At 67.0% G+C, this 13,030-nt stretch carries 10 protein-coding genes and 1 tRNA gene; all 11 read right to left on the reverse strand.

The annotated features are described in order from the left end of the window. Positions 1-54: 54 nt before the first annotated feature. Positions 55-4,230: a DNA-directed RNA polymerase subunit beta' gene (gene rpoC / locus ACTIF1_RS21655; RefSeq protein ID WP_439598529.1), complete on the reverse strand. Its 4,176-nt coding sequence runs from the start codon at positions 4,228-4,230 to the stop codon at positions 55-57. Between the two features lie 100 nt (positions 4,231-4,330). Beyond that, positions 4,331-8,518: a DNA-directed RNA polymerase subunit beta gene (gene rpoB, locus ACTIF1_RS21660; RefSeq protein WP_439598530.1), complete on the reverse strand. Its 4,188-nt coding sequence runs from the start codon at positions 8,516-8,518 to the stop codon at positions 4,331-4,333. Between the two features lie 253 nt (positions 8,519-8,771). Further along, positions 8,772-9,149, reverse strand: a complete 378-nt coding sequence (gene rplL, locus ACTIF1_RS21665) for a 50S ribosomal protein L7/L12 (protein ID WP_439598531.1) — start codon at positions 9,147-9,149, stop codon at positions 8,772-8,774. Positions 9,150-9,244: 95 nt separating this feature from the next. Beyond that, on the reverse strand, positions 9,245-9,775 hold the full coding sequence (gene rplJ, locus ACTIF1_RS21670) for a 50S ribosomal protein L10 (protein WP_439598532.1): 531 nt from the start codon (positions 9,773-9,775) through the stop codon (positions 9,245-9,247). Between the two features lie 319 nt (positions 9,776-10,094). After that, complete coding sequence (rplA, locus tag ACTIF1_RS21675) at positions 10,095-10,796, reverse strand: 50S ribosomal protein L1 (protein ID WP_439598533.1); 702 nt, start codon at positions 10,794-10,796, stop codon at positions 10,095-10,097. Positions 10,797-10,799: 3 nt separating this feature from the next. Continuing rightward, the gene (gene rplK, locus ACTIF1_RS21680; protein ID WP_216837896.1) at positions 10,800-11,234 is read right to left on the reverse strand and encodes a 50S ribosomal protein L11; all 435 of its coding nucleotides are present in this window, start codon (positions 11,232-11,234) and stop codon (positions 10,800-10,802) included. 213 nt (positions 11,235-11,447) lie between these two features. Beyond that, on the reverse strand, positions 11,448-11,984 hold the full coding sequence (gene nusG / locus ACTIF1_RS21685; protein WP_439598534.1) for a transcription termination/antitermination protein NusG: 537 nt from the start codon (positions 11,982-11,984) through the stop codon (positions 11,448-11,450). An 8-nt stretch (positions 11,985-11,992) separates the two neighbouring features. Next, positions 11,993-12,190, reverse strand: a complete 198-nt coding sequence (gene secE / locus ACTIF1_RS21690) for a preprotein translocase subunit SecE (RefSeq protein WP_216837894.1) — start codon at positions 12,188-12,190, stop codon at positions 11,993-11,995. A 106-nt stretch (positions 12,191-12,296) separates the two neighbouring features. After that, positions 12,297-12,373: transfer RNA gene (locus tag ACTIF1_RS21695), tRNA-Trp, on the reverse strand. 70 nt (positions 12,374-12,443) lie between these two features. After that, entirely contained in the window at positions 12,444-12,875 is a 432-nt protein-coding gene (locus ACTIF1_RS21700; RefSeq protein ID WP_439598535.1) for an RDD family protein, read from the reverse strand. Positions 12,876-12,952: 77 nt separating this feature from the next. Beyond that, positions 12,953-13,030, reverse strand: a 78-nt coding sequence (locus tag ACTIF1_RS21705) for a hypothetical protein (protein WP_439598539.1), incomplete at its 5' end; no start/stop codon positions are given.

The raw sequence follows: 13,030 nt of genomic DNA on the forward strand, positions 1-13,030 counted from the left end.
GTTGAGTCAAGCGAAGTGGCGCCCCCCGCCGAGGTGGAAGGGCGCCACCCCACCCTATTCCGCCGCCCGGGCAGGCCCGGCCAGCGGGGCCGGCGCCACCGGCAGGCGGCCCCGGTCGCGCTGCGCGGCAACCGCCCGCAGCTTGTTCATCACGGATCCCGTGCCAGCCGGGATCAGGCGCCCGACGATCACGTTTTCCTTCAGGCCCATCAGGTTATCCACCTTGCCCGCCGTCGCCGCCTCGGTCAGCACCCGCGTCGTCTCCTGGAAGGAGGCGGCGGAGATGAAGGAGGTGGTCTGCAGCGAGGCCTTGGTGATGCCCTGCAGCACCGGCTCGGCCCGCGCGGGCCGTTCCTTGGCGGCGAGTCGCTTCTCGTTCTCGATCTCGAACTCGATTCGCTCGACCGTCTCGCCCACCAGGTAGGTCGTGTCACCCGGATCGAGGATCTCGACCTTCTGCAGCATCTGCCGGACGATGACCTCGATGTGCTTGTCGTTGATCTTCACGCCCTGCAGGCGATAGACGTCCTGCACTTCGTTCACGAGGTAATTGGCAAGCGCCTCCACACCGAGGACCCGCAGGATGTCATGCGGCACGCGCGGACCGTCGACGAGCGGATCGCCGGCCTTCACATAGTCGCCCTCCTGCACGGAGACATGCTTGCCCTTCGGCACCAGGTATTCCCGGGGCGTGGAGGGCTCGTCGCCCACCTGCTCCGGCACCACCAGGATGCGGCGCTTGGCCTTGTAGTCCTTGCCGAATTCCACGCGCCCGTCGACATCGGCGATGATCGCCGCATCCTTCGGACGACGCGCCTCGAACAGCTCCGCGACTCGCGGAAGACCGCCGGTGATGTCGCGGGTCTTGGAGGATTCGCGCGGCATGCGGGCGATGACGTCGCCGGCATTCACTTCCTTGCCGTTCTCGATCGAGAGAATCGAGCCCGGCGGCAGGAAGGTGATGGCCTCGGCGCCGTTCTCGCGCTTCACCACCTCGCCGCGGCTGTCGCGCAGGATCAGGCGCGGGCGCAAGTCGGCGCCGCGGCCGGTCGACTTGTACTCGACCACCTCCTTGAAGCTGAGGCCCGTCACCTCGTCGGTGCGGTCCATCAGGGTGATGTTCTCGAGCATGTCGGCGAATTCGACCTTGCCCTGGCGCTCAGTGATGATCGGCAGGGTGAAGGGGTCCCACTCGGCCAGCTTCTGGCCGCGCGTGACGCTCTCGCCCTCCTCGGTCAGCAGGCGCGCACCATAGGGCACGCGGTTGCGGCCGCGCTCGCGCCCATTCACGTCATAGAGCACCGCCTCGCAGTTGCGGCTCATGACGATGGCGGCGTTCTGGCTGTTGATGACGACCTGGCGGTTCAGGAATTTCACCGTGCCATCGGCAATCGCCTCGACCGCCGAGGTTTCCGCGCCGCGCTGCGCCGCGCCACCGATGTGGAAGGTGCGCATCGTCAGCTGGGTGCCCGGCTCGCCGATCGACTGCGCCGCGATGACGCCCACGGCCTCGCCGGTATTCACCGGCGTGCCGCGCGCGAGGTCACGCCCGTAGCACATGCCGCAGACGCCGACTCGCGCATCGCAGGTCAGCACGGAGCGGATCTTCACCGCCTCCACACCGGCCTTCTCGATGAGCTCGGCCTCCGGCTCCTCGACCAGCGTGCCGATCTTCACCAGCACCGAGCCATCGGCCGGGTCGATGACATTCTCCTGCGTCGTCCGGCCCAGGATGCGCTCGGACAGGCTGGAGACGGTCTCGCCGCCATCCATCACGGCCCGCACGGTGATGCCGCGCTCGGTGCCGCAATCGTCCTCGACGATGATGCAGTCCTGCGCCACGTCGACCAGGCGGCGGGTCAGGTAGCCCGAGTTCGCCGTCTTCAGGGCGGTATCCGCCAGGCCCTTGCGGGCGCCGTGGGTGGAGTTGAAGTACTCCAGCACGGTCAGGCCTTCCTTGAAGTTGGAGATGATCGGCTGCTCGATGATCTCGCCCGAGGGCTTGGCCATCAGGCCGCGCATGCCGGCCAGCTGGCGCATCTGCGCCGGCGAGCCACGCGCACCGGAGTGGGACATCATCCACACGGAGTTGGCGGGCTTGCCGATCTCCTGCTTCATGATCTCCTTCATCATCGCCTGCGCCACTTCCTCGGTGCATCGCGACCAGGCGTCGACGACCTTGTTGTAGCGCTCGCCGGCGGTGATCAGGCCGTCGAGATACTGCTGCTCGAACTCCTTCACCTGCTCCTTGGTGCCGTTGATCATGGCGTCCTTCGTCTCGGGGATGACCATGTCATCCTTGCCGAAGGAGATGCCGGCCATGGCCGCGTGCTTGAAGCCAAGCCCCATCAGACGGTCGGCGAAGATCACCGACTCCTTCTGGCCGCAGTGGCGATACACGGCGTCCATGACGTCGGAGATCGACTTCTTGGTCAGCTGGCGGTTGATCAGGCTGAAGGGCACGGCTGGGTGCAGCGGCAGCAGCGCGCCCATGAACATGCGGCCGGCCGTCGTCACCGCACGCTCGGTGACGATATTGCCGTCCTTGTCGGCGGCCTTGCGGCGCGCACGGATCTTGCTGTGCAGGTTGATCACGCCGGCGGCCAGCGCCTGCTCGATCTCACCGATGGAGGCGAAGGCCGGGGACTTCTCCTCCTCCGCCGCCTTGAACTCCGGCGTTTCGAGCGAGAGGTAGTAGAGGCCCAGCACGATGTCCTGCGAGGGCACGATGATCGGCTTGCCGTTGGCGGGGCTGAGGATGTTGTTGGTGGACATCATCAGCACGCGCGCTTCGAGCTGCGCTTCCAGCGAGAGCGGCACGTGCACCGCCATCTGGTCGCCGTCGAAGTCCGCGTTGAAGGCGGTGCAGACCAGCGGGTGCAGCTGGATGGCCTTGCCCTCGACCAGCGTCGGCTCGAAGGCCTGGATGCCCAGGCGGTGCAGCGTCGGCGCGCGGTTCAGCAGGACCGGGTGCTCGCGGATCACCTCCTCGAGGATGTCCCAGACCTCCGGACGCTCCTTCTCCACCATCCGCTTCGCGGCCTTGATGGTGGTGGCGTGGCCATACTTCTCGAGCTTCGAGTAGATGAATGGCTTGAACAGCTCCAGCGCCATCTTCTTGGGAAGACCGCACTGATGCAGCTTCAGCTCCGGACCCACCACGATGACCGAACGGCCGGAATAGTCGACGCGCTTGCCGAGCAGGTTCTGCCGGAACCGGCCCTGCTTGCCCTTCAGCATGTCGGACAGCGACTTCAGCGGGCGCTTGTTGGCGCCCGTGATGGCGCGGCCGCGGCGGCCGTTGTCGAACAACGCGTCCACCGCCTCCTGCAGCATGCGCTTCTCGTTGCGCACGATGATGTCCGGCGCGCGCAGCTCGATCAGCCGCTTCAGGCGGTTGTTGCGGTTGATGACGCGGCGATACAGGTCGTTCAGGTCCGAGGTCGCGAAGCGCCCGCCATCCAGCGGCACCAGCGGGCGCAGCTCGGGCGGGATCACCGGGACGACGTCCAGGATCATCCACTCCGGACGGGCACCCCCCTCCCCGAAGCTCTCCAGCATCTTCAGGCGCTTCACCAGCTTCTTGCGCTTGGCCTCGGAGGTCGTCTCCTTGAGGTCGGCGCGAAGCTGGGCGGCTTCCTTCTGCAGGTCGATGGCGGCGAGCATCTGCTTCACCGCTTCCGCGCCGATGCCGACGCTGAAGGCGTCCTCGCCGAATTCGTCCTGCTTGTTCTGGAACTGGTCCTCGGTCAGCAGCTGGTGCAGCTTGAGGTCGGTCAGGCCCGGCTCCAGAACCACATAGGATTCGAAGTAGAGGACCTTCTCCAGCTCCTTGAGCGACATGTCGACCATCAGGCCGACGCGGCTCGGGAGGGACTTCATGAACCAGATATGCGCGACCGGCGAGGCCAGCTCGATATGGCCCATGCGCTCACGGCGCACCTTGGCCAGCGTCACCTCCACGCCGCACTTCTCGCAGATGATGCCGCGGAACTTCATGCGCTTGTACTTGCCGCACAGGCACTCGTAGTCCTTGATCGGTCCGAAGATGCGGGCGCAGAACAGCCCGTCCCGCTCCGGCTTGAAGGTGCGGTAGTTGATCGTTTCCGGCTTCTTGATCTCGCCATAGGACCAGGAGCGGATCTGCTCCGGCGAGGCGATCGAGATGCGGATCTGATCGAAGGTCATGGCCTGGCCGGTCTGGCCGAGGATCTTCATCAGTTCGTTCATGCGGTCCACTCCGTCCGGCACGTCAGCCCAAGGCCTCGCGCCACGAAAAGGGAGAGACCCGCGCCAGCCGGAACCGGCGCGGGGCAGTCAAATCGGCCGATCAGGTCGGACGGTTCTCGAGGTCGACGTTCAGGCCCAGCGACTTCAGTTCCTTCACCAGCACGTTGAAGGATTCCGGCACGCCCGCCTCGAAGTTGTCCTGGTCGCGCACGATGGCCTCGTAGACCTTGGTGCGGCCCGACACGTCGTCCGACTTCACCGTCAGCATCTCCTGCAGCGTATAGGCGGCGCCATAGGCTTCCAGCGCCCAGACCTCCATCTCGCCGAAGCGCTGGCCGCCGAACTGCGCCTTGCCGCCCAGCGGCTGCTGGGTGACGAGCGAATAGGGGCCGATGGAGCGGGCGTGGATCTTGTCGTCCACCAGGTGGTGCAGCTTCAGCATGTAGATGTAGCCGACCGTCACCTTGCGCTCGAAACGCTCGCCGGAGCGGCCATCGGTCAGCCAGGACTGGCCGGACTTGTCGAGGCCCGCCTTGGTCAGCATGCCCTCGATATCGGCCATGCGGGCGCCGTCGAAGACCGGCGTCGCGATGGCCACGCCCTTCTTCAGGTTCTCGCAGAGCTCGATCAGCTGGTCGTCGTCCATCGGCTCGATCTCGGACTTGATCGTCTCCTCCGGATAGGCGTCGCGCAGCTTGGTGATCAGCTCCTCGCGCATCGCACCGCCGCGGCGATACTCCTCGACCAGGTCGCCGATCTGCTGGCCGATATTGGCGCAGGCCCAGCCCAGATGGGTCTCCAGGATCTGCCCGACATTCATGCGCGACGGCACGCCCAGCGGATTCAGCACCAGGTCGACCGGACGGCCATTCTCCAGGAAGGGCATGTCCTCGATCGGCACGACGCGGGAGACGACACCCTTGTTGCCGTGACGACCCGCCATCTTGTCGCCCGGCTGCAGCTTGCGCTTCACCGCGACGAAGACCTTGACCATCTTCATCACGCCGGGCGGCAGCTCATCGCCGCGCTGCAGCTTCTCGACCTTGCTTTCGAAGCGCTTCTGCAGCCGCTCGACCGCCGCGTCGAACTCGCGCTTCAGCGCCTCGATCTCGGCCATCGCCGCATCGTCCTGCACGCCGATCTGGCGCCAGGTCTGCTTGGCGAACTGGTCCAGCACCTCGTCGGTGATCTCGGTGCCGGCCTTCACGCCGCGGAAGCCGCCGGAGGCCTTGCGGCCCAGCAGGCGCTCGCGCAGGCGCGAATGGAAGGACCGCTCCTGGATCGCCTTCTCGTCGTCGCGGTCCTTGGCCAGGCGCTCGATCTCCGCGCGCTCGATCGCCATGGCGCGCTCGTCCTTGTCGACGCCGCGACGGCTGAAGACGCGCACATCCACGATCGTGCCCGCCACGCCCGGCGGCAGCCGCAGCGAGGTGTCGCGCACGTCGGAGGCCTTCTCGCCGAAGATGGCGCGGAGGAGCTTCTCCTCCGGCGTCATCGGGCTCTCACCCTTCGGCGTCACCTTGCCGACCAGGATGTCGCCCGGCTGCACTTCGGCGCCGATGTAGACGATGCCGGCCTCGTCGAGGTTGCGCAGCGCTTCCTCGCCGACGTTCGGGATGTCGCGGGTGATTTCCTCCTGGCCCAGCTTGGTGTCGCGGGCATTCACCTCGAACTCGTCGATATGGATCGAGGTGAAGACGTCGTCGCGCGCAATGCGCTCCGAAATCAGGATGCTGTCCTCGAAGTTGTAGCCATTCCACGGCATGAAGGCGACGAGGGCATTGCGGCCCAGCGCCAGCTCACCGAATTCCGTCGAAGGCCCGTCGGCGATGATGTCGCCGGCATTGCAGCGGTCGCCGACCTTCACCAGCGGACGCTGGTTGATGCAGGTCGACTGGTTCGACCGCATGAACTTGCGCAGGCGATAGATGTCGACGCCACGGGTGGTGCCGTCATCCCCGGTCGCGCGCACGACGATACGCGCGCCGTCGATGCTGTCGACGATGCCGTTGCGCTTCGCCACGATGGTGGCGCCGCTGTCGCGGGCCACCGCCGCTTCCATGCCGGTGCCGACCAGCGGCGCATCCGCCTGGATCAGCGGCACCGCCTGGCGCATCATGTTGGAGCCCATCAGCGCGCGGTTGGCGTCGTCGTTCTCCAGGAACGGGATCAGCGCCGCGGCGACGGAGACCAGCTGCTTCGGGGAGACGTCGATCGCCGTCACCTCCTCCGGCTTCACCAGGCGGAAGTCGCCGCCATCGCGCACGCTGACCAGCTCCGACTTGAAGCTGCCATCCGTGTCGACCTCGGCATCCGCCTGCGCGACCACCAGGCGCTCCTCCTCCATGGCGGAGAGGTAGCGCGGCGCACCGGTCACCTTGCCGTCCTTCACCAGGCGGTAGGGCGTCTCGATGAAGCCGTACTTGTTCACCTTGGCGAAGGTCGCAAGCGAGTTGATCAGGCCGATATTCGGGCCTTCCGGCGTCTCGATCGGGCAGATGCGGCCGTAATGCGTCGGGTGCACGTCGCGCACCTCGAAGCCGGCGCGCTCCCGCGTCAGGCCGCCCGGGCCAAGCGCCGAGAGGCGGCGCTTGTGCGTCACCTCGGACAGCGGGTTGGTCTGGTCCATGAACTGCGACAGCTGGCTGCTGCCGAAGAATTCCCGCACCGCGGCCGCGGCCGGCTTCGCATTGATCAGGTCATGCGGCATGACGGTGTCGATATCGACCGACCCCATGCGCTCCTTGATCGCGCGCTCCATGCGCAGCAGGCCGACGCGGTACTGGTTCTCCATCAGCTCGCCGACCGAACGCACGCGCCGGTTGCCGAGATTGTCGATGTCGTCGATGGAGCCGTTGCCGTCCTTCAGCTGCAACAGGACGCGCACCGTCTCGACGATATCCTCCTTGCGCAGCGTACGCTGGGTGTCCGGCACCTCCTCGGCGGAGAAGCCGAGGCGCATGTTCATCTTCACCCGGCCCACGGCCGAGAGGTCATAGCGCTCGCTGTCGAAGAACAGGCCGCGGAACAGCGTCTCCGCCGTATCGGCGGTGGGCGGCTCGCCCGGGCGCATCACCCGGTAGATGTCCATCAGCGCTTCGTCGCGGTTGCTGTTCTTGTCCACCGCGAGGGTATTGCGCATCCAGGGGCCCGCGCCCTGGTCGATCGCCAGCGTCGCCAGCCGGTCGAGCCCGGCCTCCTCGATGGCGGTCAGCTTCGGCTCGGTCAGCTCCTCGCCGGCCTCGGCCCAGATCTCGCCGGTCTCCATATTGACCATGTCTTCGGCAACGAAGCGGCCTAGCAGGTCGGCGCGGCCGACCAGCACCTCGGTCGTGCCACCCTCGGCGATCTTGCGTGCCGCGCGCGGCGTCAGCTTCACGTCCTTCTCGGCCACGACCTCACCCGTGCGGGCATCGATCAGCGGCTCCTGCAGCTTCACGCCGCGGAAGGCATCGGGGTCGAAGGGGCGCGACCAGCCCTTCGGGCCGCGGGCGAAGACCACCTGGCCGTAGAAGCTGTTCAGAATCTCCTCGGCATCCATGCCGCGGACTTCGTTGATCTCGAGCGGCGGCAGGCCGGCGGCCGCCCGCTCCGCCCGCTGCTTCTGCGTCCAGGCGGAATCCAGCGCATAGAGCAGCGTGGTCGCCGGCAGCTTGCGCTTGCGGTCGATGCGGACGTAGCAGATGTCCTTGGCGTCGAACTCGAAGTCGAGCCAGGAGCCGCGATAGGGGATGACGCGCGCAGCGAAGAGGTACTTGCCGCTGCTGTGGGTCTTGCCCTTGTCGTGGTCGAAGAAGACGCCCGGGGAACGGTGCATCTGGGAGACGATGACGCGCTCGGTGCCATTGACGATGAAGGTGCCGTTGTCCGTCATCAGGGGCATGTCGCCCATGTAGACGTCCTGCTCCTTGATATCGCGCACGGAACGAGAACCCGTGTCCTCATCCACGTCCCAGACGATCAGGCGCAGCCGCACCTTCAGCGGGGCGGCGAAGGTCAGGCCGCGCTGGATGCATTCCTCGACGTCGTATTTCGGCTCCTCGAGCTCGTACTGGACGAATTCCAGCCGGCCCCGGCCGCCGAAGTCGTCGATCGGGAAGACCGACTTGAAGACTTCCTGAAGTCCCGCATGAAGCCGCACATCCGGATCCACGCCCATCTGCAGGAAGGCCTCGTAGGAGGCGCGCTGCACATCGATGAGGTTTGGCATCGGGGCCACTTCGGGCAACCGCCCGAAAGACCGCCGGATGCGCTTCCGCGCGGTGAACGACTTCGTGATAGCGTTCATGCCTGTCCCGCTTCCCGTGCCTGCCGGCAGCGCACCGCGCCCGGAGGAATTTCGCCAGTTTGCGCCAAGTACCCGGACCTGCTGGCCCAAACACCCGGCCTACCATCGTCAAACGCGGGCGCGGGCGGGACTCCGGCTTCGGAGTTCCGCCCGTTCCCGTAGATATGTCGCCCGGCGGCAAACCGAAGGCCCTCCGCCGGGATTTTGCACGCCCGGCCCGACCTGGTCGGGCTGGGCTGGGCGCGCAATCGGCTCAGCTGATCTCGACCACGGCGCCGTTCTCTTCCAGCACCTTCTTGATCTTGGCAGCCTCGTCCTTCGTCGCGGACTCCTTGACGACCTTCGGCGCGCCCTCGACCAGATCCTTGGCTTCCTTCAGCCCGAGACCGGTGATGGTGCGGATCTCCTTGATCACGTTGATCTTCTTGTCGCCACCGGCCTTCAGGGTGACGGTGAACTCCGTCTTCTCCTCAACCGGGGCAGCCGCGGCGGCAGCCGCCGGCGCCGCCGCAACCGCGACCGGCGCCGCGGCGGAAACGCCCCACTTCTCTTCCAGCATCTTGGACAGCTCAGCGGCTTCCAGGACGGTCAGGCTGGAGAGCTCGTCAACCAGCTTTGCGAGGTCGGCCATGTGTGTATCCTTCGATATATTGGCTTGGCTTGGTATTTGCAAGACCCAAGCGGGAACCCTTCCCGCCGGGCCGAATCGTCAGGCTGGGGAGGGGCTTACGCCGCCTCCGCCTCCGCCTCGTCCTTCTTGGCATACGCGGAGAACACCCGCGCGAGCTGCGAACCCGGGGCCTGCAGAACGCCCGCGATCCGCGTCGCCGGCGTCTGGATCAGGCCCAGAAGCTGTGCGCGCAGGGTCTCGAGCGACGGCAGGGCTGCCAGCGCCTTGACGCCTTCGGCGTCTAGCGTCTGCTTCCCCAGCGCCCCGCCAAGGATGACGAACTTGTCGTTCCCCTTGGCGAAATCCACGGCCGTCTTCGCCACCGCCACCGGGTCCCGCGACCACGCAAGCGCGGTCGGGCCCTTCAGCAGCGGCGAGATGCCCTGGAAGCTGGTACCATCGAGGGCGAGCGCGGCCAGCCGGTTCTTCGCGACCTTGTAGGTCGCGCCGGCTTCCCGCATGCGCCGCCGCAGCGTCGTCGCATCCGCCACCGTCAAGCCCTTGTTCTGGCTGACGAGGACGAAGGACGTCTCCGCGAACACCGCCTGCAGGGCCTGCACGAAGGCCTGCTTTTCCGTACGGTCCACGTCCGTCTCCGTCTTTGGCCGGACCTTGTGGAGGGGCCCTGGCCGGTTCAAGCGCGAGGTGGAAACCACCCCGAAAGGCCTGCTGGAACGGGACCTACCAAGCCAAGCCAGGCCAGGTGCCAAGCACCCGGACCGGCAGAACTTCTCGGCACCCCATCTCTCACCTGCGCGGCCTGCGCCGCTTCAAGGCCCGCCCCATCGAAGGGTCAGGCCACAGGAGGTCTCCGACAGGTTCGGACAGGGGTTTGCGCCCCTGCCCTGCCCGGCACCCCGAAAGGTGCCGAATAGCGCCCGCCCCGGATCCGGGGCGGGAAAGGGATCAGCTGCCGCTGGACAGCGAGGCCAGGTCGACCTTCAGCCCGGGACCCATGGAGGAGGACAGCGCCACCTTCTTCACATAGGTACCCTTGGCGCCGGTCGGGCGGGCCTTCTGGATCGCGTCGATGAAGGCGCGGGCATTGGCGACCAGGCTCTCGGCCTCGAAGCTCGCCTTGCCGATGCCGGCATGCACGATGCCGGCCTTCTCGGCGCGGAACTCCACCTGGCCGGCCTTGGCCGCCTGCACGGCGCCCTTGACGTCCATGGTCACGGTGCCGAGGCGCGGGTTCGGCATCAGGCCGCGCGGGCCGAGCACCTTACCCAGGCGACCGACGAGCGCCATCATGTCCGGCGTCGCGATGCAGCGGTCGAACTCGATCTTGCCTTCCTGCACGGCGGCGGCCAGGTCATCCGCGCCCACCACATCGGCGCCGGCGGCCAGCGCCTCCTCGGCCTTCGGGCCGCGGGCGAAGACGCCCACGCGCACGGTCTTGCCGGTGCCGTTCGGCAGGCCGACCACGCCGCGGACCATCTGGTCGGCATGGCGCGGGTCGATGCCGAGGTTCATCGAGATCTCGATGGTCTCGTCGAACTTCGCCTTGGCATTGGCCTTGGCCAGTGCGATGGCCTCCTCCAGCGCGTAGTTCTTGTTCTGGTCGAGACCGGAGATCAGCGCCTTCAGGCGCTTGCCCTGCTTGGCCATGGCTCAGCCCTCCACCACGGTCATGCCCATGGAACGGGCGGAACCGGCCAGCATGCGCACCGCACTCTCGATATCGGTGCAGTTCATGTCCTTCATCTTCACGGCCGCGATCTCCCGCAGCTGCGTCTTGCTGACGCGGCCCACGGTCGCACCCTTGCCGGGGGTCAGGCTGCCCTTCTCGATCTTGGCGGCCTTCATCAGGAAGTAGGTGTTCGGCGGGGTCTTGGTGATGAAGGAGAAGGTACGGTCGGAATAGGCGGTGATGACGACAGGGGTCGGGGTGCCCGGCTCCATCTGCTGCGTCGCCGCGTTGAATTCCTTCACGAACTGCATGATGTTCAGGCCACGCTGACCCAGCGCCGGGCCGATCGGCGGCGAGGGGTTCGCCTTGCCGGCGGGCACCTGCAGCTTGATGTAGCCAACAATCTTTTTCGCCATCGGGCGATCCATCCTCTCTTGAGGACCGCGGTTCATGCGACCCCCGAAGAGGGGTCTCCCGCGTTCCAGGCCACGCGAAACGGCCCGGGTAAGCCCCGGGCCGGTCAGCGGAGGCGGGCGTATAGCCCCCCGTCCGGGCTGAGTCCAGCCGCAAACGCAAAGCGGGCCGGATCCTGCGATCCGGCCCGCCTGGCTTTGTCGAAGTCTCGTCGACTACAGCTTCTCGACCTGCCCGTATTCCAGCTCCACCGGCGTCGAGCGCCCGAAAATGCTCACCGAAACCTTCACCCGGCCGCGCTCCTCGTCCACTTCCTCGATGGTGCCGTTGAAGCTGGTGAAGGGGCCGTCGGCGACGCGGACCTGCTCGCCCACCTCGAAGATGATGGCGGGGCGCTTGGGCTTCTCCGCACCCTCCTGCACCTGGCGCAGCATGGCCTGGGCTTCCTTCTCCCGGATCGGGGTCGGGCGGTTCTTCTCGCCCAGGAAGCCGGTCACCTTCGGCGTGTTCTTCACCAGGTGCCAGGCGTCGTCGGTCATGTCCATCTTCACCAGCACATAGCCGGGGAAGAACTTGCGCTCCTGGTTGGTCTTCTGGCCGCGGCGGACTTCCACCACCTCCTCGGCCGGGACCAGGATCTCCTCGAAGGCATCCGCCAGGCCCTTCTGGGCCGCCTGCTCACGCAGCTGCTGGGCGATCTTCTTCTCGAAGCCCGAATAGACGTGGACCACGTACCACTTCTTGTCCGCCATGACCCGCCTCAGGCTCCCACACCGAACAGCCAGCGCATCGCGAAGGCGATGATCTGGTCGACAACCAGGAAGAACACCGCCGCCACGGCCGAGAGGGCGAGCACCAGGCCGGTCGTGATCAGCGTCTCCTTGCGCGATGGCCAGGTGACGCGACCCACTTCCTGCCGCACCTCGCGGACATATTGCGTGGGATCGAACTTGGCCAAGACGGGCCCCTTTCCGGATGGACGACGAACGAAGGTATTTCCGGGATGCGCGTCGCAGGCCCCTCCCTTGGGGAGGGGCCTTCGGCCACGATCTCGCGCGGCCGCTTGGCAGGGGCGGAGGGTCTCGAACCCCCAACCTCCGGTTTTGGAGACCGGCGCTCTAGCCAATTGAGCTACGCCCCTACGGCTCCGCGCGAGCGGGGTCCTCTATCCCAGCCGGCGGAGCCTGTCGAGATGCTGCGGCGACGAGAATTCAGCGGCCGCCCGCAGCCTGCGGCAGCCGCACCACCAGGGTGCGCCCCATCTTGTCGTGCCAGGCCTGCCGCCGAGGGTCCCAGAGCATCCAGAGATAGCCGAGGCACAGCGGCAGGGCCGAAAGAAGATAGCCGATATAGCGCAGCACCAGCCGGCCGAAGGGCGGCGGCGCGCCGGTCTCGGCATCGACGATTCGCAGCCCCAGCGCCAGCTTGCCGGGGGTGCCCTGGCGGTCCACCCAGAAGATCAGCACCACCAGGGCGCCGATGACATTGGCCATCGCCTCCCCGGCCACCGAGAGCTCGCCGCCATTGGCCAGCGCCCCCAGCGTGCCGAGCAGCACCGAGAGCGGCAGCAGCCAGAGCAGGTCGAGCAGCTGCGCCGCCAGGCGCCGCCCGAAGCTCGCCAGTTCCACGCCCTGCTGCGACATCGTGACCCTCCCCTGAAACGCGAAAGGGGCGGGACGCGCCAGCGCCCCGCCCCGCCCGGACCGAAGCGGCGGCCCGCCTACTTGACGATCTTGGCGACGACGCCGGCGCCGACGGTGCGGCCGCCTTCGCGGATCGCGAAGCGCAGGCCCTCATC

The organism is Falsiroseomonas sp. (genome assembly GCF_051860665.1).
Lineage (GTDB): Bacteria > Pseudomonadota > Alphaproteobacteria > Acetobacterales > Acetobacteraceae > Falsiroseomonas.